22 protein-coding genes and 1 riboswitch are annotated in these 26,252 nt (G+C 69.9%); of the genes, 8 read left to right on the forward strand and 14 right to left on the reverse strand.

Annotated features, from left to right (window positions below):
* Positions 1-143 precede the first annotated feature (143 nt).
* The 3 genes from ACIPWY_RS09750 to ACIPWY_RS09760 form a co-directional block, all read right to left on the reverse strand.
* A complete protein-coding gene (locus ACIPWY_RS09750) occupies positions 144-932 on the reverse strand; it encodes a M23 family metallopeptidase (protein WP_362906948.1) in 789 nt (262 codons plus the stop codon).
* Positions 933-944: 12 nt separating this feature from the next.
* Positions 945-1,101, reverse strand: a riboswitch (cyclic di-AMP (ydaO/yuaA leader).
* A gap of 196 nt (positions 1,102-1,297) precedes the next feature.
* Entirely contained in the window at positions 1,298-2,683 is a 1,386-nt protein-coding gene (locus ACIPWY_RS09755) for a pitrilysin family protein (RefSeq protein ID WP_362906950.1), read from the reverse strand.
* On the reverse strand, positions 2,680-4,068 hold the full coding sequence (locus ACIPWY_RS09760) for a pitrilysin family protein (protein WP_362906952.1): 1,389 nt from the start codon (positions 4,066-4,068) through the stop codon (positions 2,680-2,682). The genes ACIPWY_RS09755 and ACIPWY_RS09760 overlap by 4 nt, the downstream gene beginning before the upstream one ends.
* A gap of 250 nt (positions 4,069-4,318) precedes the next feature.
* On the opposite strand from ACIPWY_RS09760, the gene ACIPWY_RS09765 reads away from it, so the two are divergent.
* The gene (locus ACIPWY_RS09765) at positions 4,319-6,775 is read left to right on the forward strand and encodes a DNA topoisomerase (ATP-hydrolyzing) subunit A (protein ID WP_383893493.1); all 2,457 of its coding nucleotides are present in this window, start codon (positions 4,319-4,321) and stop codon (positions 6,773-6,775) included.
* Here ACIPWY_RS09765 and ACIPWY_RS09770 read toward each other — a convergent pair.
* Entirely contained in the window at positions 6,772-7,875 is a 1,104-nt protein-coding gene (locus tag ACIPWY_RS09770; protein WP_362906956.1) for a GTP-binding protein, read from the reverse strand. The two genes, ACIPWY_RS09765 and ACIPWY_RS09770, sit on opposite strands and share 4 nt — an antisense overlap.
* A gap of 332 nt (positions 7,876-8,207) precedes the next feature.
* Between ACIPWY_RS09770 and ACIPWY_RS09775 the strand changes: the two genes are divergently transcribed.
* Together ACIPWY_RS09775 and ACIPWY_RS09780 are read left to right on the forward strand one after the other, a co-directional pair.
* A complete protein-coding gene (locus ACIPWY_RS09775; protein WP_362906958.1) occupies positions 8,208-8,762 on the forward strand; it encodes a DUF6082 family protein in 555 nt (184 codons plus the stop codon).
* A gap of 155 nt (positions 8,763-8,917) precedes the next feature.
* Positions 8,918-9,154, forward strand: coding sequence for a hypothetical protein (locus tag ACIPWY_RS09780; protein WP_362906960.1), 237 nt, complete (start codon positions 8,918-8,920; stop codon positions 9,152-9,154).
* 51 nt (positions 9,155-9,205) lie between these two features.
* On the opposite strand, the gene ACIPWY_RS09785 is transcribed toward ACIPWY_RS09780, so the two are convergent.
* Entirely contained in the window at positions 9,206-10,372 is a 1,167-nt protein-coding gene (locus tag ACIPWY_RS09785) for a citrate synthase/methylcitrate synthase (protein WP_393700393.1), read from the reverse strand.
* Between the two features lie 96 nt (positions 10,373-10,468).
* On the opposite strand from ACIPWY_RS09785, the gene ACIPWY_RS09790 reads away from it, so the two are divergent.
* From ACIPWY_RS09790 to ACIPWY_RS09805, 4 genes are all read left to right on the forward strand, one after another.
* Complete coding sequence (locus ACIPWY_RS09790; protein WP_362906964.1) at positions 10,469-11,749, forward strand: citrate synthase; 1,281 nt, start codon at positions 10,469-10,471, stop codon at positions 11,747-11,749.
* Positions 11,750-11,765: 16 nt separating this feature from the next.
* Positions 11,766-12,719: a sucrase ferredoxin gene (locus tag ACIPWY_RS09795; protein WP_401532628.1), complete on the forward strand. Its 954-nt coding sequence runs from the start codon at positions 11,766-11,768 to the stop codon at positions 12,717-12,719.
* A 132-nt stretch (positions 12,720-12,851) separates the two neighbouring features.
* Positions 12,852-14,549: an ATP-binding protein gene (locus ACIPWY_RS09800; RefSeq protein ID WP_401532630.1), complete on the forward strand. Its 1,698-nt coding sequence runs from the start codon at positions 12,852-12,854 to the stop codon at positions 14,547-14,549.
* On the forward strand, positions 14,546-15,226 hold the full coding sequence (locus tag ACIPWY_RS09805) for a response regulator (protein WP_362906970.1): 681 nt from the start codon (positions 14,546-14,548) through the stop codon (positions 15,224-15,226). Before ACIPWY_RS09800 ends, ACIPWY_RS09805 begins: the two co-directional genes overlap by 4 nt.
* A gap of 24 nt (positions 15,227-15,250) precedes the next feature.
* On the opposite strand, the gene ACIPWY_RS09810 is transcribed toward ACIPWY_RS09805, so the two are convergent.
* From ACIPWY_RS09810 to ACIPWY_RS09820, 3 genes are all read right to left on the reverse strand, one after another.
* Positions 15,251-16,309, reverse strand: coding sequence for an ABC transporter substrate-binding protein (locus ACIPWY_RS09810; protein WP_351986464.1), 1,059 nt, complete (start codon positions 16,307-16,309; stop codon positions 15,251-15,253).
* Positions 16,310-16,400: 91 nt separating this feature from the next.
* A complete protein-coding gene (locus ACIPWY_RS09815; RefSeq protein WP_401532633.1) occupies positions 16,401-17,264 on the reverse strand; it encodes an ABC transporter permease in 864 nt (287 codons plus the stop codon).
* Positions 17,254-18,069 carry an ABC transporter ATP-binding protein gene (locus tag ACIPWY_RS09820; protein ID WP_362906974.1) on the reverse strand — a complete coding sequence of 272 codons (816 nt, stop codon included), beginning with the start codon at positions 18,067-18,069 and terminating at the stop codon, positions 17,254-17,256. Before ACIPWY_RS09820 ends, ACIPWY_RS09815 begins: the two co-directional genes overlap by 11 nt.
* 160 nt (positions 18,070-18,229) lie before the next feature.
* Between ACIPWY_RS09820 and ACIPWY_RS09825 the strand changes: the two genes are divergently transcribed.
* Positions 18,230-18,922, forward strand: coding sequence for a response regulator (locus ACIPWY_RS09825; RefSeq protein WP_362906976.1), 693 nt, complete (start codon positions 18,230-18,232; stop codon positions 18,920-18,922).
* Between the two features lie 102 nt (positions 18,923-19,024).
* Here the strand turns inward: ACIPWY_RS09825 and ACIPWY_RS09830 are convergent, their stop codons facing one another.
* From ACIPWY_RS09830 to ACIPWY_RS09855, 6 genes are all read right to left on the reverse strand, one after another.
* Positions 19,025-20,617: a cation acetate symporter gene (locus ACIPWY_RS09830; protein ID WP_393700401.1), complete on the reverse strand. Its 1,593-nt coding sequence runs from the start codon at positions 20,615-20,617 to the stop codon at positions 19,025-19,027.
* Positions 20,614-21,111, reverse strand: coding sequence for a DUF485 domain-containing protein (locus ACIPWY_RS09835; protein WP_227297786.1), 498 nt, complete (start codon positions 21,109-21,111; stop codon positions 20,614-20,616). Before ACIPWY_RS09835 ends, ACIPWY_RS09830 begins: the two co-directional genes overlap by 4 nt.
* Positions 21,112-21,206: 95 nt before the next feature.
* Positions 21,207-21,818: a response regulator transcription factor gene (locus ACIPWY_RS09840; protein ID WP_362907051.1), complete on the reverse strand. Its 612-nt coding sequence runs from the start codon at positions 21,816-21,818 to the stop codon at positions 21,207-21,209.
* Positions 21,819-21,982: 164 nt separating this feature from the next.
* Positions 21,983-23,137, reverse strand: coding sequence for a sensor histidine kinase (locus ACIPWY_RS09845; RefSeq protein WP_393700404.1), 1,155 nt, complete (start codon positions 23,135-23,137; stop codon positions 21,983-21,985).
* Positions 23,134-23,658 (reverse strand): DUF1453 domain-containing protein, encoded by a 525-nt coding sequence (locus tag ACIPWY_RS09850; protein ID WP_362906982.1) that lies wholly within the window; start codon positions 23,656-23,658, stop codon positions 23,134-23,136. The genes ACIPWY_RS09845 and ACIPWY_RS09850 overlap by 4 nt, the downstream gene beginning before the upstream one ends.
* 192 nt (positions 23,659-23,850) lie before the next feature.
* A complete protein-coding gene (locus ACIPWY_RS09855) occupies positions 23,851-25,986 on the reverse strand; it encodes a type IIA DNA topoisomerase subunit B (RefSeq protein ID WP_393700406.1) in 2,136 nt (711 codons plus the stop codon).
* Positions 25,987-26,252 lie beyond the last annotated feature (266 nt).

Genomic DNA, 26,252 nt, shown 5'->3' on the forward strand with positions numbered 1-26,252 from the left:
GGACGTGAATTTCCGACGTCAGGCCGCAATCCATGGATATTTTTTGGACAGCGCCACGGGGAACGAGCGGGCCGCGAACGACGAAAGCCCCGGCTCACTGAGCCGGGGCTTTCGGTGCGTTTTCGCGAGGTACGCGGCGAAGGTCAGACGTTCACGCCGTGCGAGCGCAGGTACGCGACGGGGTCGATGTCCGAGCCGTACTCGGGGCTGGTGCGCGCCTCGAAGTGGAGGTGCGGGCCCGTGACGTTGCCGGTCGCTCCCGAGAGGCCTATCTGCCGGCCCGGAGTGACCGTCTGGCCGACGGAGACACCGATGGACGACAGGTGGCCGTACTGCGTGTACGTGCCGTCGTTCATCTTGATGACGATGTTGTTGCCGTAGGCGCCGCCCCAGCCGGCCTCCACGACCGTGCCCGCGCCCACGGCGTGGACCGAGGTGCCGCTGGCGGCGTGGAAGTCGATGCCGGTGTGGCTGCCGGAGGACCACAGGCCGCTGCTGGCCTTGTACGCGGTGGACACGTACGAGCCGGTGACCGGCAGGACGAAGGCGTTCAGGCGCTTGCGCTCGGCCGCACGGGCGGCACGCTCCTTGGCCTCGCGCTCGGCCTTGGCCTTGGCGACGGCCTTGCGCCGCTCCTCCTCGGCCTTCTTCTTGGCCGCGGCCTCGGCCTTCCTCTTCGCGGCGGCCTCGTCGGCGGCCTGCTGCTGGGCGGCGGCCTGCGCGTCGATCTGCTCCGCGAGGGAGTCACCGATGGAGATGGCCTTGGTCAGGCCGGTCTGCTCCAGAGCCGCGTCGTCGGCGGCGAGGGCGGGGGCGGCGAGGCCTCCGAGGACACCGGTCGTGGTGAGCGCGGCGACGCCGGCGACCTGCGCCGTGGTGCGCGTGAGACGGCTAGGGCGACGGTGCTTCCCGGTGGCACGGGTGAACGCCATGGGGTGGCTGATCCTTTCCTTCCTTCTCGCCTACCGGGTTAGCTGACGGGTTCGGAGCAGGAAGGTCTCCTACGGACCCCCTTCAGGGAAGGGCGTCCGATTCACCCCAGGGACGGTGGGTCCCCGGCTCCCCCGGCTCGCGCCTTGGGGGACTCGGCGATGACTGTCCGGTGCCACGGGCGCGGCGTACATCTGGCGGACAGCCGGACCGACGCTAAGCGGGGCAACTTTCAATCAACAAACGGAACCGGGCTTTTGTAGCGCATGCCACAGGGCAGACAGGCAACCACCGGTTCAAATCAGACATACAGGGGCCCCGGTGGTCATCTCGCCCACCGGGGCCCCTCGTTGCACACCGGTCACGGTCAGCCCGTGACGACGGTCACCTCGCCGATGCCGAGGGCCCTGACGGGCTCCTCGATCTGCGCGGCGTCACCGACGAGCACCGTCACCAGACGGTCCGTCGGGAAGGCGTTCACGACGGCCGCGGTGGCCTCCACGGTGCCCGTCGCGGCGAGCCGCCGGTACACCTCCGCCTGGAAGTCGTCCGGCAGGTGCTGCTCGACCTGGTCGGCCAGCGTCCCCGCGACGGCCGCGGCGGTCTCGAACTTGAGCGGGGCGACGCCCACCAAGTTCTGTACGGCCACGTCCCGTTCGGCGTCGGTGAGGCCCTCGGCGGCGAGGGTGCGCAGCACCTTCCAGAGGTCGTCGAGCGCCGGACCCGTGTTCGGGGTGTCCACGGAGCCGCTGATGGCGAGCATCGCGACGCCCGTGCCGTCCGGCGCCGACCGCAGCACCTGGGCGAACGCCCGCACGCCGTAGGTGTATCCCTTCTCCTCGCGCAGGACGCGGTCCAGGCGGGAGGTGAGAGTGCCGCCCAGGCAGTACGTGCCGAGCACCTGCGCGGGCCACACCCGGTCGTGCTTGTCCGCGCCGACGCGGCCGATCAGGATCTGCGTCTGCACCGCGCCCGGCCGGTCGACGATGACGACCCGGCCGGTGTCGTCGGCCGTCACGGGCGGCACGGGGCGCGGCTCCGCCGTGTTCCCCGTCCAGGCGCCCAGCGTGTCCGCCAGGAGCGCGTCGAGGTCGAGGCCCGTGAGGTCGCCCACGACGACCGCGGTGGCCGTGGCGGGACGCACGTGCCGGTCGTAGAAGGCGCGTACGGCCGCCGTGTCGATGGCCGCGACCGTCTCCTCGGTGCCCTGGCGCGGGCGGGACATGCGCGCGGTGGCCGGGAAGAGCTGCTTCGACAGCTCCTTGGCGGCGCGGCGGCCCGGGTTCGCCGTCTCGTGCGGGATCTCGTCGAGGCGGTTGCGCACGAGGCGTTCGATCTCACTGTCCGCGAACGCGGGCGACCTGAGGGCGTCGGCGAGCAGGCCGAGCGCCTTCGGCAGGCGGGAGACGGGCACCTCCAGGGAGACCCGTACTCCGGGGTGGTCGGCGTGCGCGTCGAACGTCGCGCCGCAGCGCTCCAGCTCGGCGGCGAACTCCTCGGCGGCGAGCTTGTCGGTGCCTTCGGAGAAGGCCCTCGCCATGATGGTGGCGACGCCGTCGAGCCCGGCCGGCTCGGCCTCCAGGGGCGCTTCGAGGTTGATCTCGACCGCGACGACCTGCTGGCCCGGGCGGTGGCAGCGCAGCACCGTCAGGCCGTTGTCGAGGGTGCTTCGCTGGGGCGCGGGGAAGGCCCACGGCCGGGCCGTGCCGGCCTGGGGCTGCGGGTGGAAGTCCATGGTCGCGAGCTCGGTCACTTGCCGGCCTCCTTGTCTGCGGTCTCGTTGACGGTCTCGCTCGTCGTCTCGGCGGCCGTTTCACCGGCCGTCTCGTCGCCCTCTTCGGAGTCCGTCGGCTCGTAGACGAGCACCGCGCGGTTGTCGGGGCGCAGATGGGCCTTGGCCACCTCCTGGACCTCCTCGGCGGTGACGTCGAGGACGCGCTGGACGGCGGTCAGAGCGAGCTGCGGGTCGCCGAACAGGACGGCGAACCTGCACAGTTCGTCGGCGCGGCCCGCGACCGTGCCGAGCCGGTCGAGCCACTCGCGCTCCAACTGGGCCTGGGCGCGCTCCATTTCCTCCGGAGTGGGCCCGTCGGCGGCGAACCGTGCGAGCTCCTCGTCGACGGCCTTCTCGATGACAGGGACCTCGACGTCGCCGGACGTCTTCACGTCCAGCCACCCCACGGAGGGCGCCCCCGCGAGCCGCAGGAGTCCGAACCCGGCGGCGACGGCGGTCCGGTCACGGCGGACGAGGCGGTTGTAGATCCGGGACGACTCGCCGCCGCCGAGGACCGTCAGGGCCAGGTCGGCCGCGTCGCACGCACGCGTGCCGTCCTGCGGCAGACGGTAGGCGGCCATCAGCGCGCGGGCCGGGACCTCCTCCTCGACGACCTCGCGCACTCCCTCACCGATCCGGTCGGGCAGGGCGCCGTCGCGCGGGGGCTGCTTGCCGTCGTGGCGCGGGATCGAGCCGAAATACTTCTCGACCCAGGCCAGCGTCTGCTCGGGGTCGATGTCCCCGACGACCGAAAGCACGGCGTTGTTCGGCGCGTAGTACGTGCGGAAGAAGGTCCGCGCGTCCTCCAGGGTGGCCGCGTCCAGGTCGGCCATGGAGCCGATCGGCGTGTGGTGGTACGGGTGGCCCTCCGGGTACACGAGGGCGGTGAGCTTCTCGAACGCGGTCCCGTACGGAACGTTGTCGTAGCGCTGGCGGCGCTCGTTCTTGACGACGTCGCGCTGGTTCTCCATCGACTCCTCGTCGAGCGCGGCGAGGAGGGATCCCATCCGGTCCGCCTCCAGCCAGAGCGCGAGCTCCAGCTGGTGCGTGGGCATGGTCTCGAAGTAGTTGGTGCGCTCGAAGCTCGTCGTCCCGTTCAGCGAGCCGCCGGCGCCCTGCACCAGCTCGAAGTGCCCGTTCCCGTGGACCTGCTTCGAGCCCTGGAACATCAGGTGCTCGAAGAGGTGAGCCAGGCCCGTGCGGCCCTTGACCTCGTGCCGCGAGCCGACGTCGTACCAGAGGCAGACGGCTGCGACCGGGGTGAGGTGGTCCTCGGAGAGCACCACGCGCAGGCCGTTGGCGAGGCGGTGCTCGGTCGCTGTCAGGCCGCCGGAGCCGGCCTCGGCGGTGGCCGTGTGACCCATGGGCATGTACGTCCCTTCGATCGCGGAACTATCGCGGAAACTGCGGAAACTGCAGATGTGCTGCCAGTTCTGCCACTGTATGCAAGCGTTCTGACGCCTGGCGAAGTTCCCGCACCGGGTACGCCGAGAGCGAGCACCGAACGCCCTACGGACGGGTCGCGGTCGGCGTTGTCAGTGGGGCGGTCCACAATGGTGCGCGTCAGATTCTCGTACATGCCCCGGCAGCATCTGTGAAGGAGCCGCAGCAGCGATGGCCCGCCGCAGCACGAAGACCCCGCCTCCCGACGACTTCGAGGAGCGGATCCTCGACATTGACGTTGTCGACGAAATGCAGGGCTCCTTCCTCGAGTACGCCTACTCGGTGATCTACTCCCGGGCCCTGCCGGACGCCCGTGACGGCATGAAGCCCGTACACCGGCGCATCGTCTACCAGATGAACGAGATGGGCCTGCGCCCCGACCGCGGGTACGTGAAGTGCGCCCGCGTCGTCGGCGAAGTCATGGGTAAGTTGCACCCGCACGGAGACTCGTCGATCTACGACGCCCTGGTGCGGCTCGCCCAGCCCTTCTCCATGCGCCTCCCGCTGGTCGACGGCCACGGGAACTTCGGCTCCCTGGGGAACGACGACCCGCCGGCCGCCATGCGGTACACCGAGTGCCGGATGGCCCCCGCGACATCACTGATGACGGAGTCGATCGACGAGAACACCGTCGACTTCGGACCGAACTACGACGGCCAGGAGCAGGAGCCCGCCGTCCTGCCGGCTGCCTACCCGAACCTCCTGGTCAACGGCGCGTCCGGCATCGCCGTCGGCATGGCGACGAACATGCCGCCGCACAATCTCGGCGAGGTCATCGCGGCCGCCCGCCACCTGATCAGGCACCCGGGTGCCGACCTCGAGACGCTGATGAAGTTCGTCCCGGGCCCCGACCTGCCGACCGGCGGCCGGATCGTCGGCCTGTCCGGCATCAAGGACGCCTACGAGTCGGGCCGCGGCACCTTCAAGATCCGCGCCACGGTCTCCGTGGAGGACGTGACGGCGCGCCGCAAGGGCATCGTCGTCACCGAACTGCCCTTCGCGGTCGGCCCCGAGAAGGTCATCTCGAAGATCAAGGACCTGGTCGGCTCGAAGAAGCTCCAGGGCATCGCGGACGTCAAGGACCTCACCGACCGCCAGCACGGCCTGCGCCTGGTCATCGAGATCAAGAACGGCTTCGTACCGGAGGCCGTCCTGGAGCAGCTCTACAAGCTGACGCCGATGGAGGAGTCCTTCGGCATCAACAACGTGGCGCTGGTCGACGGCCAGCCCCTGACGCTCGGCCTCAAGGAGCTCCTGGAGGTCTATCTCGACCACCGCTTCGAGGTCGTACGCCGCCGCAGCGAGTTCCGCCGTACGAAGAAGCGGGATCGCCTGCACCTGGTCGAGGGCCTCCTCGTCGCGCTGGTGGACATCGACGAGGTCATCCGCCTCATCCGCTCCAGCGACAACTCCGCACAGGCGAAGGAGCGCCTGATGGAGCGCTTCTCGCTGAGCGAGATCCAGACGCAGTACATCCTGGACACCCCGCTGCGCCGCCTCACCAAGTTCGACCGCATCGAGCTGGAGACGGAGCGCGACCGGCTCAACGGCGAGATCGACGAGCTGACCGGGATCCTCGACTCCGACGCCGAGCTGCGCAAGCTCGTCTCCGCCGAACTGGCCACGGTGGCGAAGAAGTTCGGCACCGAGCGCCGCACGGTGCTCCTGGAGTCGGCGGGCACGACCGTCGCCGCTGTGCCCCTCCAGGTCGCCGACGACCCGTGCCGCGTGCTCCTGTCGTCGACGGGCCTCCTGGCGCGCACGGCGAACGCCGACCCGTTCGGGGACGACGAGGACGCCCGCCGCACCAAGCACGACGTCATCGTCTCCGCGGTCCCGGCGACGGCGCGCGGCGAGATCGGTGCGATCACGTCCACGGGGCGCCTGCTCCGGCTCAATGTCATCGATCTGCCGCGGCTCCCGGAGACGGCCTCGGCGCCGAACCTCTCCGGGGGCGCGCCCGTCACGGAGTTCCTGTCGTCCCTGGAGGCGGACGAGAAGGTGGTCTGTCTGACCACCCTCGACGAGTCGTCGCCCGGCCTGGCGATCGGCACCGAGCAGGGCGTGGTCAAGCGCGTCGTGCCCGACTACCCGACCAACAAGGACGAGTTGGAGGTCATCGGCCTCAAGGACGGTGACCGCATCGTCGGCGCCGTGGAGCTGCGCACCGGCGAGGAGGACCTCGTCTTCATCACGGACGACGCCCAGCTCCTGCGCTACCAGGCGTCGCAGGTACGTCCGCAGGGCCGGGCCGCGGGCGGTATGGCGGGCATCAAGCTGGCCGACGGCGCCAAGGTGATCTCGTTCACCGCCGTCGATCCGGCTGTCGACGCGATCGTCTTCACGGTGGCCGGGTCGCGCGGCACGCTCGACGACTCCGTCCAGACGACCGCGAAGCTCACCCCGTTCGACCAGTACCCGCGCAAGGGGCGGGCCACGGGCGGCGTGCGCTGCCAGCGTTTCCTGAAGGGCGAGGACTGCCTGAGCCTGGGCTGGGCGGGCCCGACACCGGCCCGCGCGGCACAGAAGAACGGCACCCCGGTCGAGCTGCCCGAGGTCGACCCGCGCCGCGACGGCTCGGGTGTCTCCCTCGCGAAGACGGTCTCGGTGGTGGCGGGGCCGGTCTAGCCCGCGTCGCCTTCCACGTCGCTCGGCTCCTGTACGTATCTCAGGACGCCCCACATGCCGTGCTCGTCGGCATAGGTGTGCGGGGCGTCCTGGGCGCAGGCGGTCAGTTCCTTGCTCAGCCGTGGGGCGTCGATCCCGGCGCCGATGAGGACGAGCCGGCTGAGGCGCGGCTCCCCTGGAGCCCAGGGCTCCGGCGAGAACCTCAGGAACCGCCCGACGGCGTGCACGGTGTACTTGTTGCGCGCGTCGGCCGCGCCGAAGTCGACGTATCCCTTGATGCGGTAGAGCCCTTCGGGCCTGCTGTCGAGGAAAGCCATCAACCGGCGCGGATCGAGGGGCACTTCGGACTCGACGGAGACACTGTCGTATGCGGAGTGCAGATGCCCGTCGTGCACGTCGTGCTCGTCTCCGTCTGCACTGTCGCCGTCGTGCCGGGGCAGGTCGTCGAAGGACAACTGGCCGATCCGCTCGCGCGTCGGCCGGCAGTCGAAGAGGAACTCGGGGTCCACGCGCGCGTACGTCGCGGGAACGACCGCCGCTTGCCCCGACAGTCCGCGTACGCGCCCCAGGACGCGCTCCAGGTCACCGTCCGGGATCCGGTCCGCCTTGTTGACCACCACGAGGTCGGCGATGGCCACGTGACGGTCGAGCTCCGGGTGCTGTTCCCTCGTCGCGTCGAACTCGACGGCGTCGACGACCTCCACCAGACCGCCGTACACGATCCGCGGATTCTCGCTGGCCAGCACCATGCGTACGAGTTCCTGCGGCTCGGCGAGCCCGCTCGCCTCGATCACGATCACATCGATGCCGTTGCGGGACGACGGCCGGGTGAGGCGGTCCAGGTACTCGTCGAGCTCGCTCGCGTCGACGGCGCAGCACAGGCACCCGTTACCGAGGGAGACGGTGGAGTCGCCGAGCTGTCCGGCGACGGCCATGGCGTCGATCTCGATGGAACCGAAGTCATTGACGATGGCACCGATCCGCGTGCCGCCGCCGTGGTGCAGCAGATGGTTCAGCAGGGTCGTCTTGCCGGAGCCCAGGAACCCGGCGAGGACGACGACCGGGATCTGCTGCAGAAGCTCCTGCCTCGGCTGACTCAACGCGCGACCTCTCTCACACCGACGCGCACGCCGGTCTCGTACCGACGTGCATACCGGTGTTCTTACGACGAATGAATGCCGCCCCAGGATACGAGCGCGTAGAAACACCGCGAAGTGAACGATTGTTAGCGTCGCGGGCTGGGCACACGACAGGCATGGCGCCCGGTCGAGCGACCCCTGCTCACTTCCGTACGCCTCCTCTCCGCCTCCCCGCCGACCAGCGCCGCTCGGCACCCTGGGGGGCGGCAAGCGCGCCGCCCACCGCTCGCCGGTCCTTTCCCGTCGCCCCGCACCCGACGACCGGCGCACGGTCGCCTGAACCGGGGGTTGACATGGCCACACAGACTAATGGGATATGGGCGTTGAGTGCCGCCGCGCTGGCGGGGTTCGCTCTCGGCGGGGCCACTTCGGCCCTCACCAGGCAGCAGCAGCGCCGCGAGGAGGCGCGACTGCGTGCCGAGCAGCTGGAGCGGGACGAGGTGGCCCAGCGTCGCCGCGCCCGGGCCCATCAACAACGCATGCACTGGGCACTTCTGGTCAAGGCCATCGACGACCCGTCCCTCGCGGCCGTGATCAACACGTACGGCGCGGATGTCCCGCTCGACAAGCTGCGCCAGTATTTCTATGCGAATGCCTGGTACGTCAACCTGTTCCACCTGGAGCAGTCCGGCCTCATCGACCAGGAACAGGTGCACGGCCCCCTCCGCGATCTGTTCCAGAGTCCGGTCTTTCGCGAATACTGGCGGGCCAGCGGGCCCAACCGCGCCACCCTGGCCGACTCGTCCGACGAAGTTCGGCTCGGCCATCTCGCGGACCGTCTCCTCGAAGAGCTCGAGGAAGCGGACACCGACGAGTGGTGGGTGGTCGGCGATCCGTCGACATCCTGATCTTGCGGCCGTCAACACGGCGACGCCTTTCACACGGGCGAGCCATCTTCCAGCTCCCCCAAGAAACCCAGGCGTCGTGACACACGGGCCTCGAGGGCCGCATTAGCCTGTCGGCATCCTGCTGGAAGCAAGCCTCCCCTAAGGACCGGTACCCCTTGAAGATCGTGCGCCGCATCGGTGTGCCCCCGCACGCCCGTGGCAGTACCTCGGGCGCGAACTGCCCAGATGTATTCGAGCTGAGCGACGGCAACTTCGCCGTCATCGGCAAAGAGGCCACCGCGGAACTCGACAACGAGCTCCCTGCCGACGCCTCACGAGCCGACTACGAGCGCATCGTGATCGTCAGCCGCGAGACGCTGGTGCGCGCCAAGGCCGACATCCCGGACGCGTAGCCCTCTCGTCACCGGAGCCCGGCCCCCACGAAGGGCCGGGCTCCGGCCCGTTCAGGACATGACCGGCACCGGCGCCGGCGCCGCGGGTCCCACATATCGCGCCGCCGGGCGGATGATCTTCGAATCCCGCGCCTGCTCAAGGACGTTGGCGCTCCACCCCACCACCCGCGCAGCGGCGAACGTGGGGGTGAACATCGCGCGCGGCAGCCCGCACAGCTCCATGACCACGCCCGCGTAGAACTCCACGTTCGTGTGAAGTTCCCGTCCCGGCTTCAGCTCGGCGAGGATCGCCTCCACGTGGCGCTCGACCTCGACCGCGAACTCCACCGTCGGCCCGCCGAACCTCTCGGCTATGCCCCGCAGCATCCGCGAGCGCGGGTCCTCCGTGCGGTAGACGGGATGACCGAAGCCCATGATCCGGTCGCCCGCGAGGACCCGCTCGCGAATCCATCCGTCGATCCGGTCCGGTGTGCCGATCGCGTCGAGGGTGTCGAGTGCGCGGCTCGGGGCGCCGCCGTGCAGCGGCCCGGAGAGCGCCCCGACGGCGCCGACGAGACAGGCCGCGACGTCTGCGCCCGTCGATGTGATGACTCTCGCCGTGAATGTTGATGCATTGAATCCGTGGTCAATGGTTGAGATCAGGTACTGCTCGATGGCGCGGGCGTGAGCGGGCTCCGGCTCCGAACCCGTCAGCATGTAGAGGTAGTTGGCCGCGTACGACAGGTCGTCGCGGGGCTCGACCGGTTCGAGGCCGTCGCCGAGCCGGTGCAGCGCCGTGAGCAGCGTCGGCACGACCGCCGCGGCGGCCAGGGTGTCGTCGCGCCGCCGCTCGTCGTCGATGTCGTACACGGGGCGGAAGCCCTGTGAGGCACCGAAGAGCGACAGGGCGCTGCGCAGGCCGGCGAGCGGGCCGGACAGGGATCCGGCGCGGGCGATCCCGGGCAGGGCGGCCCGCACGCCGTCGGGCAGCCGGCGCAGGGCGGCCGTACGCGCGGCGAAGGCCGCGGACCCGGCTGCGTCGGGCAGCTCGCCGTGGATCATCAGGTGCCATACGTCCTCGAAGCTGCGGGTCTGCGCGAGCTCGACGGCCGAATACTGGCGGTAGTGGTAAAAGCCCTCACGCCCTCTGACATCACCCAATTCGGTGTCGGTGACGACGACGCCCGCGAGTCCCCGCGGTACGTCAACAGAGGCGGCCGTGGTCCCGTTGATCGGCATGTTTCCTCCCTGGACTTGATTCGACTGTCCATGCTTGACTCAATGCGTGTCAATATTGATTGAATCAATACAAGCGATGTGGATACGGTGGCGCGCATGACGGATCACGAACCCGCACCCGCACGAGAGGCCCGGCGGCTCAGTACCAAAGAGGCGGCCGAACTTCTGGGCGTGAAGCCCGAGACCGTGTACGCGTACGTGAGTCGCGGTCAGCTCAGCAGCCGTCGGGCGGCGCCCGGTTCGCGCGGCAGCACGTTCGACGCGGCCGAGGTGGCGGCGCTCGCTCAGCGCAACAAGCGGGAGCCCGCGGCCGGTTCGGCGCCGGGCGAGTTGTCGGTGCGCACCCGGCTTACGTTGATCGACAAGGATCGCTACTACTTCCGCGGGGTCGACGCGGCCGAGCTCGCCGCGCACCACACCTACGAAGAAGTCGCCGAGTGGCTGTGGACCGGGGAGCTGCGGCCGGGCATCCACTTCACGGCGCCCCGGCAGTCCCTCACCGCGGCACGGCGCGCCGTGGGGGCCCTGCCGGAGCACAGCGGCCCGATCGACCGTCTGCGGGTCGCTGCGGTCGCCGCCGCGGTCGCCGACCCACTGCGCTTCGACCTCTCCGAAGAGGCCGTTCTCGGTACGGCCCGCACCCTCATCCCCACCCTCGTGGCCGCCCTGCCACCGGCGCGGCACACTCACCGCGACGGCGGGCCGCTCGCCCAGCGCCTCTGGGGACGACTCACCGGACGCGAACCCGACGAGCCGTCACTGCGCCTCCTGGACACGGCACTTGCGCTCCTGGTCGACCACGACCTCGCCGCCTCGACGCTCGCCGTCAGGGTCGCCGCTTCGGCGCGCGCGCACGCGTACGCGGCCGTGTCCGCGGGCCTCGGCGTGCTGGAGGGACCGCTCCACGGCGCCGCCAGCGGTCTCGCGCACCGCATGCTCCTCGAAGTCCTCGACCGCGGCAGCGCGACCCCCGTGGTGGCGGACGAACTGCGCGCCGGGCGGCGTGTCCCGGGCCTCGGTCACCGCCTCTACCGGGGCGAGGACCCGCGGGCCCAGGCCCTGTTCGCCCTCCTCGAAGAGATCCCGCAGGCCCACTCGGCGCTCGCCGCGGCCCACGACGTCGTGACGACGACCGCCCGCCACACAGACCTGCACGCCAATGTGGACCTCGCCCTCGCGGTCTTCACCGTGTCGTGCGGGATGCCCGCGGAGGCCGGCGAGACCGTCTTCGCGGTGGCCCGGACGGCGGGCTGGATCGCGCATGCCCTGGAGGAGTACGGCGAGCGCCCGCTGCGGATGCGGCCGAGCGGCCAGTACGTGGGACTGCGCCCGCCGCAGCCGTTGCCCGTGCCCGACGCCCCACTGTCGACCAAGTGAGGTTAGGCTCCCCTATGTGAGTACGTGTACGTCCGCCTCGCAGGATCTGAACGAGCCTCTCGCGGGAACCGCCGCCACCGCGAGTACCTGGCTGCTGATCGAGCAGCCGGGCCCCTGGGGCGCGAAGGCGCTGGTGTCCAGCCATCTGGACCCGGAGCTCGGCAGGGCCCTGGAGGCGGCCGCCGAGGGGACCGGCGTGCGCGTCGCCCTCATCAGGCGCCCGGGCCGGCACGCCGACTTCCACGCCGCCACCCGGCGCCATGTGTATGTGGCCCACACCGTCCCGGGAAACACGTGGCTGCGCAGCACCATGACCGAGTCCCCGAAGGATCTGCTCGCCCTCGACTTCGCCGCCCTGGGAGCGGGTGATCACGGCGGTTTCGGCACCCCGCACGAAGGCGCGCCCCTCGCGCTCGTCTGCACCAACGGCAAGCGCGACCGCTGCTGCGCACTCCTGGGCCGGCCGCTCGCCGCCGACCTCGCCGCGTCCGGGCAGGACGGTATCTGGGAGGTCACCCACCTCGGCGGCCACCGCTTCTCCCCCACGCTGCTCGTCCTGCCCTACGGGTACGCGTACGGCCGTGCCGACGTCTCCCACGTCAAGGACACCCTCGACGCGGTCCGGGCCGGCCGGATCACCACCGAGGGGTGCCGTGGGAACTCCGCGTGGGAGCGGCCCGGCCAGGCCGCCGAACTGGCCGTGCGCACGTCGGCCGGGATCGATGACGCCGGGGTGCTGAGCGTGGTCGGCACCAAGGGCACGGCTCCGGGGCTTGTGGCTCCGCTCTGGGAGGTGACTGTCGTCCACACGGACGGCCGCCGCTGGCGCGTAGCGGTCGCGCAGAGCGCTGCGCAGCCGCCCCGCCCCGAGAGCTGCGGTGCCGCGCTGGGCTGTCCCGCGCGCATGGACGTACTCGCGGTGGACGAGATCGCACCCGCCGTCACAGGGGCACTCGGCACGAGCGCCTGACCCGACGGGCTCGCGCCGTCCCCCACAACGGCGTACACGCCCCCGCCATCGGCTACGACGCGCGCTCGGGCCCGCGAGATCCCCACCACATCCGCTACGGGGTACCCCGCTCGCCCCCGTACCGTTCTTCGTATGAGCCCCACTCCCCCCACGCGCCGACTGCGCTTCGGTCTGCCGCGACGCGTCTTCGCGCAGGTACTGCTCATGCAGATCGCGATCGCCGCCGGGGTGGCCGTGCTCGCGACGGGGCTCTTCCTCGCACCGCTCAGCGAACAGCTCGACGACCAGGCGATGCGCCGCGCGCTCGCGATCGCACAGACCACCGCGGCCCAGCCGAGCATCGCCGAGGACCTGCGGCGTTCACGTCCCACGGTCGCCGGCCCCGTCCAGCGGGAGGCCGAGCGGATCCGCCGGGCCAGTGGCGCCGAGTACGTAGTGATCATGAACAAGGAAGGCGTCCGCTGGTCCCACACGGACCCCGGCGAGGTCGGCAGGACCGTCTCCACGGACCCCAGTGAGGCGCTCGCGGGCCACGAGGTCATGGAGATCGACAGCGGCACCCTGGGCCGCTCGGCACGCGGGAAGGTGCCTCTGCGCGACGCGCAGGGCGACATCGTGGGGGCCGTCTCCGTGGGGATCGAGTACGACAGCGTCAGGGCGCGGCTCATCCACGCCATTCCGGGCCTGTTCGCCTACGCGGGCGGTGCCCTCGCGGTCGGCGCGCTGGCCGCCTACCTGATCTCGCGCCGGGTGCAGCGACAGACCCGCGACCTGGCCTTCTCCGATATCTCGGCGCTGCTCTCGGAGCGTGAGGCCATGCTGCACGGCATTCGCGAAGGGGTCGTCGCGCTCGACCGGAGCGGCCGGATCCGGCTGCTCAACGACGAGGCCCACCGGCTCCTCGGCATCGGCGACGAGGTGATCGGGCAGTCGCTCGACGACGCGCTCGGCCCGGGCCGTACGACCGATGTGCTGTCGGGCCGGGCCACCGGCACTGACCTCCTGACCGTGCGCGGCCAGCGCGTCCTCATCGCCAACCGCATGCCCACGGACGACGGCGGCGCCGTCGCGACACTGCGGGACCGCACCGAGCTGGAACAGCTGGGCCGGGAACTCGACTCGACGCGCGGCCTCATCGACGCCCTGCGCGCCCAGGACCACGAACACGCCAACCGCATGCACACACTGCTCGGCCTGCTCGAACTGGAGATGTTCGACGACGCCGTGGAGTTCGTCGGAGAGGTGGTCGGCGACCACCGGGCGACAGCGGAGCAGGTGACCGAGAAGGTGCACGATCCCCTGCTCGCGGCTCTCCTGGTCGGCAAGGCGACGGTGGCGGCGGAGCGTGGGGTCGCCCTGTGGATCTCCGACAGGACGCTTCTGCCCGACCGGTTGATCGACCCGAGGGGGCTCGTCACGATCGTCGGGAATCTGGTCGACAACGCCGTGGACGCGGTCGCGGGCACTCCCCACGCGCGCGTGGAGGTCGATGTACGGGCGGCCGACGACCACACAGTGGAGTTGCGGGTACGCGACACGGGTCCCGGCATCCCCGCCGCCCGACGGGAGTTGATCTTCACGGAAGGGTGGTCCACCAAGAAGCTGCCCTCCCACGGGAAGCGCGGCATCGGTCTGCCCCTCGTGCGCCGGCTCGCGGAACGGCAGGGCGGCAGCGTCCAGGTCGGCGAACCGGACGGCGGAGGCGCCGAGTTCACCGTCGTCCTGCCCGAGGCGCTCACGGACCCTGGCCTGGCGCAGGACGCCAGCGAAGCGGCCGCGACCGCCCCATCGGTCATGACCACCACCCCCACGAAGGAGGACCCGCGATGATCGAAGTGCTGGTCGTGGACGACGACATCCGCGTCGCGCGCGTGAACGCGGCCTACGTGCAGAAGGTGGCGGGCTTCCGCGTGGTGGCCGAGGCGCACAGCGCGGCCGACGCCCTGCGCGAGGTGGAGGCCCGGCCGCAGATCGACCTGATCCTCATGGACCACTACCTGCCGGACGAGACGGGTCTGGCGACCGTTCAGGAGATCAGGCGCCGTGGCCACCAGACCGACGTGATCATGGTGACGGCGGCCCGTGACGTGTCCACCGTGCAGGCCGCCATGCGGCTCGGGGCGCTGCAGTACCTGGTCAAGCCCTTCGCGTTCGCGGGGCTGCGCGCCAAGCTGGAGGCGTACGCGGGGCTGCGCCGCACCCTGGACGGCGGCGGCGAGGCCGAACAGGCCCAGGTCGACCGGATCTTCGGCGCCCTCTCGGCCGACACCGAGCCGGACCTCCCCAAGGGGCACTCCCTCAGCACGGCGGAGCTCGTCCGCAGGGCGCTCGTGGACGCGGAGGGCCCTCTCTCGGCACAGGAGGTCGCGGACCGTACGGGGCTGAGCCGGCAGACGGCCCAGCGGTATCTGAAGCTCCTGGAACGCACCGGCCGGGCCGGCCTGACTCTCAAGTACGGCGATGCGGGCCGCCCGGAACACCGTTATGTCTGGGCGACCCGCACCTGAGCCACGTGCATCGAGTTGACGTGGTCAGCCGGCGGCCTTGTCCACGAACTCGGTGGTGAACGTCTTGCTCAGGTCGACCTTGGCGTTCTTGATGTTCGGGTTGAACGCCTTGAGTACACGCTCAACAGTCTCGGGGCCGTTCTTGGGCATCACGCCGTCCGTCGTGAACATCGGCAGCGTGGCCTTGATCGCCTCGGCGTACAGCTTCTTGTCACCCTGCGAGTAGTCGGCCGGCATCTTGGCCGCGATCTCGTCGGCGCTGTGCGTGGACATCCACTTGAGCGTCTTCACGAAGGCGTTGGCGAGCTTCTGGACCGTCGGCTTGTGGCTGTTGACCCAGTCGGTCTGCATGTAGAGGCTCGACGACGGGTACGGGCCGCCGAGCGCTTCCTGGGAGCCCTCCGGGGTCCGCATGTCGATGAGGACCTTGCCGAGCTTCTTGTCGAGGATCGTGGCGACGGTGGGGTCCGTCGTCATGCCACCGTCGATGGCGCCCTTCTGGAGCGCGGAGACGAACGTCGGGCCGGCGCCGACGGCCACCGGCGAGAACTGGCTCGGCTGGACACCGTTCTTGACCGCCAGGTACTTCGTGAGGAAGTCCGTCGAGGAGCCGAGGCCCGTGATGCCGAGCTTCTTGCCCTTGAAGTCCTTGGGCGAGGAGATGGCCCCGGACGCCTTGTTGGAGACGAGCTCCACCTCTCCAGGGGCCCGCGAGAACTGCACCACGGACTCGACGGCCTTGCCCTTGACCTGTAGGTCGAGCGTGTGGTCGTAGAAGCCGACGGCGCCCTGGACCTGGCCGGAGACGAGCGCTGTCTCGGCCTGAACACCCGCGGGTTCACTCAGGAGTTGGACATTCAAACCCTCGTCCTGGAAGTAGCCGAGCCGGTCCGTGAGCATCGCCGGCATGTAGATGACCTTGTCCAGGCCGCCGACCATGATCTTGACGTGCTCGCCCTTGCCGTCCGCCTTCTTGCCGGAGCCGGTGCTGGTGCTCGCGGCGTCGTTGGCGCATGCCGTGAGCGTGGAGAGGGCGAGCAGGCCGGTCGCTGCGAGGGCACAGAGCCGAGCGGAATTGCGCATGGTGGTTCACGTCCTTGTGAAGAGAGCTGAGAAAGCGGTGGGAAAGCGTTGGCAGTGCATGGCGGGGGCGCCGTCGCGTCGGGGACGGCTGTCAGCTGTCCGAATCCGCGGGCTTCCAGCGGAAGATGCGACGCTCGGCGAAGGTGAGCAGCCCCTCGGCCAGCAGGGCCACGACGGCGAGGATGACCATCGCCGCGTACACACCCGCCGCGTTGAACGTGCCCTGCGACTGCGCGACGAGCAGACCGACGCCCTTGGTCGCACCGATGTACTCGCCGACGATGGCGCCGATCAGCGCGAAGCCGAAGCTCACATGGAGGCTGGTGAAGATCCATGACGTGGCGGACGGGATGACGACCTGAAGCGTCACGCGGCGGTCACTGGCCCCGAGGATGCGGGCGTTGGCGACCAGGTTCCGGTCGACCTCGCGGGCTCCCTGGAAGGCGTTGAAGAACACCGGGAAGAACACGAGGACCACGGCGGAGGCGACCTTGGAGGCCGGGCCGAGGCCGAACCAGATCACGAAGATCGGGGCGAGCACGATCCTCGGGATCGAGTTGAGGACCTTGATGTACGGGCCGAGGATGTCGGCGAGGAAGGTGATGCGCCCGAGCGCGATACCGAAGACGACACCGGCGATCACGCCGATGATCCAGCCGACCAGCGCCTCGTAGAGCGTGAACCAGACCTGTTCGCCCAGGGAGCCGAGCGCTGTGCCATGGGTGGTCCACGTCCAGATCTGGTCCCAGATCTTCGACGGCATGGAGAAGTTGAACGGGTCGATGACCGCGGCGCGCGAGAGCACCTCCCAGAGGCCGAGGACGGCGACCAGAAGCAGGACCCGGGCACCGCCGATCAGGACCTTGCGCCGGCGGGCGGCGCGGGCCTTGGTGACGGCGCGTCCCGGCTTGGCGGCATCGGTGACGGGCAGGGCGGTGGCGGCATCAGGCGACATCGGCGGCACCTCTCTCGCGCGTGATGCGGACCTCTTCGCCCAGGGACTCCCAGATCTCGCGGTAGATGTCGATGAACTCGGGCAGCAGGCGCACCGATTCGACCTTGCGGGGGCGCGGCAGGCCGATGTCGAAGACCTGCTTCACGGTGGCCGGGCCCGCGGTCATGACGACGACCTTGTCGGCCAGCGCGATGGACTCCTCGAGGTCGTGGGTGACGAACACGACCGAGGCGCCCGTGCCCTCCCACAGCTCCAGGAGCTCGTCCGACATCAGCGCCCTGGTCTGCACGTCAAGCGCCGAGAACGGCTCGTCCATGAGCAGGATCTCGGGGTCGTTGACGAACGTGGCGGCGAGCGCGACGCGCTTGCGCTGGCCTCCGGAGAGCTGGTGCGGGTAGCGGTCCTCGAAGGACGAGAGGCCGACGCGGGCGAGCCACTCGCGAGCCTTGGCCTTGGCCTCGGCCTTCGGTACGCCGCGGAAGCGGGGGCCGGCCATGACGTTGGACAGCACCGTTCGCCAGGGGAACGTCGCGTCCTGCTGGAACACGAATCCGACCTTGTCGCCGACTCCCTCGACGGGTTCGCCGGCCACCAGCACCTCGCCGTCGGTGGGTTCCTCCAGGCCGCTGACGAGCGTGAGGGTGGTCGACTTGCCGCAGCCCGTGGGGCCGACGACGGCCACGAACTCGCCGCGGCCGACGGTCAGATCGAGCTCCCGGACTGCCGTGTGCAGGCCGCCCGACGGCGTCCTGAAGGTTTTGCTCGCGCCCCGCAGTTCGATGGCGGGGCCGGTGTCTGTGCTCATGGCCGGAAGGTAGATGTGACCTGGGACACCGCATCAGTCTTCTGGGCGCAAGGCGGACTTCTGCTTGCAAGAGGCTGTTGTGCTCATTTTGCTCGCGCTACAACTGCTGAGCCGAAACACGGGCTTAACAGCTCGCCTGGGCTTGAGGGAGAGAGGCCCGATGATTGACGTCCTGGTCGTGGATGACGACTTCCGTGTCGCCGAGATCAACGCGAAGTACGTGGGAAAGGTTCCCGGCTTCCGGGTGGCGGCCCGCGCCCACAACGCCGCGCAGGCCCTGGCGGCCGTGCAGCGCCAGCGCATCGACCTCGTGCTGCTCGACCACTACCTGCCGGACATGACGGGCCTCGAACTCGCCCACCGGATGCGGGAGAACGGCCACAACACCGACGTCATCATGATCACGGCGGCGAGCGACGTCCTGACGGTGCAGGCTGCGATGCGCCAGGGAGCCCTGCACTACCTCGTCAAGCCGTTCACCTTCGCCGCGCTGCGTTCGCGGCTCGACTCCTACGCGGCGCTGCGCCGCACCGTGGACCGTGTCAGCGGCCGTGGCGCGGCGGGCCAGGAGCAGGTCGACCGGATCTTCGGTGCGCTACGGGCGCTGCCCCTGCCCGCGTCGCCCGGCCTCCCGAGCGGGCAGTCGGAGCCGACCACGGACCTGATCTGCGACGTGCTGCACCGCGCCGACCATCCGCTGTCCGCCCACGAGGTGGCGGCGGAGACCGGCCTGAGCCGCTCCACGGCGCAGCGGTATCTGCGCCACATGGAACAGTCGGGCCGACTCCACCTCTCGCTCAAGTACGGGGACACGGGGCGTCCGGAGCACCGTTACGTGTGGGTGGCGCCCTGAGGTTCCGTGAGGTGACCTGAGCGCTCCGGGGCGCCTCGCAGGGGGGCACGGCCCCACATGGGCACGGCCCCATGTGGGGCAGCCACACATGGGGCTCGGTCCTCAGACCGCTCCCGCTCCGGTCAGCGCACGCACCTCGGTCTCCGCGTGCTTGGCCTCGTCCGGTGGTTCGGCCGAGGTGACCGTGCCGAGCCAGCCCGCCAGGAATCCGAGGGGGATCGAGACGAGGCCGGGGTTCTCCAGCGGGAAGAACTGGAAGTCCACGCCGGGGAACAACGAGGTCTCGCTACCGGACACCACCGGTGAGAGGACCACCAGGATGAGGGCGGGCACGAGCCCCCCGTAGACGGACCACACGGCGCCGCGGGTGGTGAAGTTCCGCCAGAACAGGGAGTAGAGCAGTACGGGCAGGTTCGCGGATGCCGCCACGGCGAAGGCGAGTCCCACGAGGAACGCCACATTGAGGTCACGGGCAAGCAGCCCCAGGGCGATCGCCACCACGCCGATACCGGCGGCGGCGACGCGGGCCACGGCGACCTCACTGCGCGGCTTGGCACGGGGACGGCGCAGGGACGCGTACAGATCGTGGGCCACGGACGCCGAGGATGCGAGCGTGATCCCGGCGACGACGGCGAGGATCGTGGCGAAGGCGACGGCCGCGACCACCGCGAACAGAACCGTTCCGCCCGTGGAGTCCGGGCCTCCGCCCAGATCGAGCGCGAGCAGCGGAACCGCCGTGTTCCCCGCCGCGTTCGAACCGCGCACGGCGTCGGAGCCCACGATCGCCGCCGCGCCGAAGCCGAGCACGATGGTCATCAGGTAGAAGCTGCCGATGAGTCCGATGGACCAGATGACCGAGCGGCGCGCGGCCCGTGCGGTCGGAACTGTGTAGAAGCGCGACAGGATGTGCGGCAGTCCGGCGGTGCCGAGCACGAGTGCCAGACCCAGGCTGATGAAGTCGAGCCGCGCGGTCCAGTCGCCGCCGTACTTCAGTCCGGGCGCCAGGAAGGCGGCTCCGTGCCCGCTGCGCTGCGCCGCCGTACGCAGCAGTTGGTCGAAGTCCCCGTGGAAACGCACCAGGACGAGCACGGTAAGGGTGATCGCCCCGCCCATGAGCAGGACCGCCTTGACGATCTGGATCCAGGTGGTGGCCCGCATTCCTCCCAGCGACACATAGATGACCATGAGCCCGCCGACGCCGACGACGGTCCACGCCTGTACGGCTCCGCCGCTGCTGCCGAGCAGCAGCGCGACCAGGCTGCCCGCGCCCACCATCTGCGCCACCAGGTAGAGAACGGACACCGTGACCGAAGAAGTTCCCGCCGCGATCCGCACGGGACGCTCCCGCATCCTGGCGGCGATGACGTCGGCGAGCGTGAACCGCCCGCAGTTGCGCACGAGTTCGGCGACCAGCAGCAGCACGACGAGCCAGGCCACGAGGAACCCGACCGAGTAGAGCAGGCCGTCGTAGCCGAAGAGCGCGATCAGGCCCGAGATGCCGAGGAAGGAGGCGGCCGACATGTAGTCGCCCGCGATGGCGAAACCGTTCTCCATGGGCGAGAAGAGCCGCCCGCCCGCGTAGAACTCCTCCGCCGATCCGTGCCTGTTACGGCTCACCCATGTGGTGATCGCCAGTGTGACGGCGACGAACACGCTGAACAGCAACAGCGCCAGCGTCTGATGGTTCCCGGTCACCGCTGGCCACCCTCGATCACTCGGGTCATCTCCTGGGTGTCCCAGCGCAGTTCTAGCGCCGCGCGGTCCCTTCGCAGCCGCGCGTGGCGCGAGTACAGCCACGTCAGGAGGAAGGTGCTGAGGAACTGTCCGAGGCCCGCCAGCATTGCCACGTTCACCGCTCCGGCGACAGGCCTGCCCATCAGACCGGGGGCCGTCGTCGCCGCCAGGATGTACGCCAGGTACCAGGCGAAGAAGGCGGCGGCGGCCGGAATGACGAACCTCCGGTAACGGCTGCGCACTTCCTGGAAGGCGGCGCTGCGCTGCACCTCCAGATAGATCGCTGCCGCGCTCCGCTCCGGGGGCGCGGCCTGGGGAGGTACGGCCGGGGCCGGTGCCCCCGTGCCGTCCAACTCGCCCCACCCGGAGGCCAGCGCGTCGTACCAGGGATCGCCGAGAACACCGCGATCACCGGCCCGGGTCTGCGCCACCTCGCGCCCGTCGTGCTTCTCCACCGAACTCTCCTTGTCCGCAGGCCACTTAGGCCGCGAACCCAAGGATGGGCAGATCGGGAAGATCCCGGACTCTTCTCACATCCCCCTTCACCCCATTAGGTGATGGCCGGCCCCGGTGGCTGAACCAGGCCGTGCCGATAGGCATACCGCACCGCCTGGGCCCGGTCCTTGAGGCCGGTCTTGGCGAAGAGATTGTTGATGTGTGTCTTCACTGTCGCCGTGGAGACATGCAGGGCGCGGGCGATCTCCTGATTGGTCAGCCCCTCGGCGATGAGCCTCAGAACTTCGGCCTCACGCGCGGTGATTCCGTCGGGCGGCTCCACGGGCGCGGGGGCCGGTGCGGGCTCCGAAAGACGCTCCAGGAGCCGGCGCTGGATCTTCGGTGACAGCCCCGCGTCACCGGAGAGCACGTCCTCCACGGCCCGCACGATCTCGTCGCCGCCCGCGTCCTTGGTCAGATAGCCGCGGGCTCCGGCCTTGAGAGCGGGGAACAGCGACTCGTCGTCCGCGTACGTGGTGAGGATGACGACCTGGGTCCCGGGATACTCCGACCGGATGCGCCGCGTCGCCTCCACCCCGTCACAGCGCGGCATGCGCAAGTCCATGAGGACGACGTCCGGGGCGAGTTGGGCGACGAGCGCGACGGCCTCGTCGCCGTCACCGGCCGCTCCGACGACTTCGATGCCGGGCAGCAGCCCGAGCAGCATCACGATGCCCTCACGCACGACCGTCTGGTCATCGGCAACCACCACTCGGGCGTCCCTGCGCTCCGCACCACCTCTCTGCGAACCCGCCGCATCCGCCGCGCCTGCCTGCGAACCTGCCGCGTCCGCAACGCGATCCGCCCCGCCCGCCCCCGGGTCCGTCCCGCTCATGTGGGTACCTTCAGCTTCACTGTGAAACCCTCCTCGCACGGCCCTGCCACGAGCGTGCCGCCGAGCAGCTCCGCACGCTCTCTCATCCCCAACAGACCGTAGCCGGAGCCACTGACAGTGAGCTCCCCGGACGGCGCGGACGAGCCCGAATCCCTTACCTCGAGGGTCACTTCGGCGCTGCCGTACTCCAGTCTCACCTGGGCCTTCGCGCCGGGCGCGTGCTTGCGGACGTTCGTCAGGGCCTCCTGGGCGACCCTGCGTACGGTCTGTGACGCCTCGACGGACAGCGGGCGCCGCACACCCTCCACCGAGACCGTCGCGCCGTCCGTGGCGACGAGTTCGCGCAGGAAGTCCTCCAGCGGCGTCATCTCGCCGCGCAGCGCCGAGAGTGCCTGGCGCGTCTCGGTGAGCCCGTCGCGTGCCATGGCCCTGGCGGCTACCACCCGCTCGTGGATCTGGTCGAGGTCCGCGCCCCGCTCGATGAGCAGGCGGGCCGCTTCGAGGTGGACGAGCTGGGCGGAGAGGCTGTGCGCCAGGACGTCATGGATCTCCCGCGCGATCCGGGCCCGCTCGGCCAGTGCGGCGGATTCCGCCTCCGCGGCCCGCGCGGCCCGCTCCTGGCGGAGCAGCCGGTGGGCGCTTCCTCTTGCCTCCGCGTCGAGACGCAGGACGTATCCCGCAAGGCAGAGCCCGATGGTGGTGACCGCCGTGGTGAACCATGCGTCGTGGTTCAGGATCGCGAACCCCGTGAGCGCACCGGCCGTGAGAGGAATGGCCGCGACCAGAGGCAGCCGCTCAAGGGCGGTGATTGCGCAGCCGCACCAGAGGACGAGCGCCGGCCCTCTGAATCCCGCCTGCTCCGCCCCGAATGCGGCGCCCAGCAGGAGGGCCAGCAATCCCACGGAGGGCCACAGCAGGTGTTCCAGCGTGGTCCGGAAGAACCCCCAGGCCGCGGCGCCGCAGGCGATGAGCACGACCGGCGCCAGGGCGACGGCCCAGCCGTGCACGCCACGCTCCGCTGCCGCGGTCCACACGAGAGCCGTGAGCGTGACCCCTCGCACGACGCGGGCCAGGACCCGCCGCGCCCGTGTGAGCCCTTCGCGGGAGAGCGCCTCCCTCGAGGGCCAGCTGGTCCAGGCTCCGGGCGTCACACACGGTCCTTCCACGACGGCACGGGCACGCCGTCACCGTACGCCCCGGCCCCCTGGGGTGCAGGCCGCAGGGACTGCGCACGCCAGATCAGGACTCCGGAGCGGACGAGCAGTGTGGCCGCGAGGGCGAGCATGAGCGCGGCGCTGCCCTGCTTGATACCGAAGGCCGCGCCGGCGGCGTAGAGACCGGCCCGTACGGCGATCCCGACGACCCAGACGGCGCCGCTGGCCTTGGTGCTCTTGCTCCACACGGTGCCGTCCTGCGCGGTCCAGATCCTGGTGGTCCAGGCCCAGCCGGCGCCGAGGGCGAGACCGACGAGCAGCTCAACGCCTATGAGCGAGGCCGAGAGGGTCTGGTGGTGGGAGTCGAGGAGGTCCGGCTTGCGCAAGGCCATGAAGACGAGCACGGCGGGCACGACCCAGAAGCGCTTGTCCGTGGTGATCTGCTGCGCCTTGAACTGACGGACGACCACCAGCACGACGACGGCGATGATCACCAGGACATTGGTGAGCCCGGACATGGCGGCCTCCGATTTTCCGTGACTTCGAGGATTTCGAGCAGTTCGAGAACTTCGCCGGACGACGCCGGGCAGCGGCGTCGAGCAACGTCTTCGAAGTTACGGAAAAGGCCGGTTCACGGGATCGGAGCTGGGGTGGATCATGGGTGGATCAGCCGGCTCCACCCACGGGTGGAGCCGGCGTCCGGGTCGCCCCTAGGCGTCGATGCGCGAGCGGTCGAGCGTCGCGGCCGAGCTGCTGATGAACTCCTTGCGCGGCGCCACGTCCGTGCCCATGAGCAGATCGAAGACCTGCTCCGCGGCGTCCAGCTCGCCGATGTTGATCCGGCGCAGCGTGCGGTGGCGGGGGTCCATGGTGGTCTCCGCCAGCTGATCGGCGTCCATCTCACCGAGGCCCTTGTAACGCTGGATCGAGTCCTTGTAGCGCACGCCCTTGCGCTGGTACTCGAGGAGCGTCTCGCGCAGCTCGCGGTCCGAGTACGTGTAGACGTACTTGTCCTGGCCCTTCTTCGGCTGGACGAGCTCGATGCGGTGCAGTGGCGGCACCGCGGCGAACACGCGGCCGGCCTCGATCATCGGCCGCATGTAGCGCTGGAAGAGGGTCAGGAGCAGGGTACGGATGTGCGCGCCGTCGACGTCGGCGTCGACGAGCAGGATGATCTTCCCGTAGCGAGCGGCGTCGATGTCGAAGGTCCGCCCGGACCCGGCTCCTATGACCTGGATGATCGCGCCGCACTCGGCGTTCTTCAGCATGTCCGACACGGACGACTTCTGAACGTTGAGGATCTTGCCGCGGATCGGCAGGAGCGCCTGGAACTCGGAGTTCCGGGCCAGCTTGGCGGTGCCGAGCGCGGAGTCCCCCTCGACGATGAAGAGCTCGCTGCGGCCCACGTCGTCGCTGCGGCAGTCGGCGAGCTTGGCCGGCAGTGACGAGGACTCGAGGGCCGTCTTCCTGCGCTGCGCGTCCTTGTGCTGGCGGGCCGCGATCCGCGTACGGGCAGCGGCGACGGCCTTCTCCATGACGGCGCGGGCCTGGGCCTTCGCGTCGCGCTTGGTGGAGGTCAGGAACGCCTTGAGTTCCTTGGCCAGGACGTTCGCGACGATCCTGTTGGCCGCCGAGGTGCCGAGCACCTCCTTGGTCTGGCCCTCGAACTGCGGCTCGGCGAGACGCACCGTGACGACGGCCGTCAGGCCCTCCAGGGCGTCGTCCTTGACGACGTCGTCCTCGGCGACGCGCAGCAGCTTCTGGGAGCGCAGGACCTCGTTCATCGTCTTGGTGAGCGAGCGCTCGAAGCCGCTCACGTGGGTGCCGCCCTTGGGCGTGGCGATGATGTTGACGAACGACCTGAGTGCCGTGTCGTAGCCGGTGCCCCAGCGCAGCGCGATGTCCACGCCGAGCTCGCGGGTGACCTCGGTCGGCGTCATCTGACCGTGGTCGTCGAGGACGGGGACGGTCTCCTTGAACGTGCCCTGTCCGGAGAAACGCAGGACGTCGCACACCGGCTTGTCGGTGGCGAGGTACTCGCAGAACTCGCTGATGCCTCCGTCGAAGCGGAAGGACTCCTCGCCCTTGCTGCCGCCGTCACCGAGCCCGTACTCGTCGCGCACGACGATGGTCAGGCCGGGCACGAGGAACGCGGTCTGGCGGGCGCGCTGGTGCAGGTTCTCCAGGGAGAGCTTGGCGTCCTTGAGGAAGATCTGGCGGTCGGCCCAGTAGCGCACGCGCGTGCCGGTGCGGTTCTTCGGGACCCGCTTGACCTTGCTGAGCCGCGCGGACGAGTCGAACGCCGCGTCGGGTCCCGGCTTGGCGAAGGCGCCGGGGACACCGCGGCGGAAGCTGATGGCGTGCGTGTTCCCGCCGCGGTCGACCTCGACGTCGAGCCGCGCGGAGAGCGCGTTCACCACGGAGGCGCCCACGCCGTGCAGGCCGCCGGAGGCCGCATAGGACCCTCCGCCGAACTTGCCGCCCGCGTGCAGCTTGGTCATGACGACCTCGACCCCGGAGAGCCCGGTCTTGGGCTCGACGTCCACGGGGATGCCGCGGCCGTTGTCCCGCACCTCTACGGAGGCGTCGTCATGAAGGATGACCTCGATGTGGTCGCAATAGCCGCCGAGGGCCTCATCGACGGAGTTGTCGATGATTTCCCAGAGGCAGTGCATCAGGCCACGGCTGTCCGTCGACCCGATGTACATGCCTGGGCGCTTGCGTACGGCCTCGAGTCCCTCGAGGACGAGCAGGTGCCGCGCGGTGTAGTTGGAACTGTCCTTGTCCACGATGCCGCCTGCTCCGGTCAGCAGCGCTGTGGACGGCACGGACGTTTCGGCGGTCACGCAGTTCGCTCCTCGCTGAATTTCACTTGGAACCCTTTTGGGTAAGGGGTCGGCTTCGGTCGCCGCTCAGAGGGTACCGAGGCCTGGTAGAGCCGTTGTAACGCAACCCTCGCCTCCGCCAAGACTAGTGCAGCATCGCATGCATGTTCGATCCCTCGATGGGGTGAAGCGCACATCACGTTCCCTTCGAGGCATGAACCATTTAGGCTCCGGGCACGTCCTCATTCACAACCGACAAGCCAGTCGGCGAGGACCGACCTGACGGA

It is taken from the genome of Streptomyces sp. NPDC090032 (assembly GCF_044748025.1).
Lineage (GTDB): Bacteria > Actinomycetota > Actinomycetes > Streptomycetales > Streptomycetaceae > Streptomyces.

What these genes read in the sequence shown, in the direction of transcription:
- ACIPWY_RS09750 (WP_362906948.1), bottom strand. Translation starts at nt 932, where the DNA reads ATGGCGTTCACCCGTGCCACCGGGAAGCACCGTCGCCCTAGCCGTCTC.
- ACIPWY_RS09760 (WP_362906952.1), bottom strand. Translation starts at nt 4,068, where the DNA reads ATGGGTCACACGGCCACCGCCGAGGCCGGCTCCGGCGGCCTGACAGCG.
- ACIPWY_RS09765 (WP_383893493.1), top strand. Translation starts at nt 4,319, where the DNA reads ATGGCCCGCCGCAGCACGAAGACCCCGCCTCCCGACGACTTCGAGGAG.
- ACIPWY_RS09775 (WP_362906958.1), top strand. Translation starts at nt 8,208, where the DNA reads ATGGCCACACAGACTAATGGGATATGGGCGTTGAGTGCCGCCGCGCTG.
- ACIPWY_RS09785 (WP_393700393.1), bottom strand. Translation starts at nt 10,372, where the DNA reads ATGCCGATCAACGGGACCACGGCCGCCTCTGTTGACGTACCGCGGGGA.
- ACIPWY_RS09790 (WP_362906964.1), top strand. Translation starts at nt 10,469, where the DNA reads ATGACGGATCACGAACCCGCACCCGCACGAGAGGCCCGGCGGCTCAGT.
- ACIPWY_RS09800 (WP_401532630.1), top strand. Translation starts at nt 12,852, where the DNA reads ATGAGCCCCACTCCCCCCACGCGCCGACTGCGCTTCGGTCTGCCGCGA.
- ACIPWY_RS09805 (WP_362906970.1), top strand. Translation starts at nt 14,546, where the DNA reads ATGATCGAAGTGCTGGTCGTGGACGACGACATCCGCGTCGCGCGCGTG.
- ACIPWY_RS09810 (WP_351986464.1), bottom strand. Translation starts at nt 16,309, where the DNA reads ATGCGCAATTCCGCTCGGCTCTGTGCCCTCGCAGCGACCGGCCTGCTC.
- ACIPWY_RS09815 (WP_401532633.1), bottom strand. Translation starts at nt 17,264, where the DNA reads ATGTCGCCTGATGCCGCCACCGCCCTGCCCGTCACCGATGCCGCCAAG.
- ACIPWY_RS09820 (WP_362906974.1), bottom strand. Translation starts at nt 18,069, where the DNA reads ATGAGCACAGACACCGGCCCCGCCATCGAACTGCGGGGCGCGAGCAAA.
- ACIPWY_RS09825 (WP_362906976.1), top strand. Translation starts at nt 18,230, where the DNA reads ATGATTGACGTCCTGGTCGTGGATGACGACTTCCGTGTCGCCGAGATC.
- ACIPWY_RS09840 (WP_362907051.1), bottom strand. Translation starts at nt 21,818, where the DNA reads ATGCTGCTCGGGCTGCTGCCCGGCATCGAAGTCGTCGGAGCGGCCGGT.
- ACIPWY_RS09850 (WP_362906982.1), bottom strand. Translation starts at nt 23,658, where the DNA reads ATGTCCGGGCTCACCAATGTCCTGGTGATCATCGCCGTCGTCGTGCTG.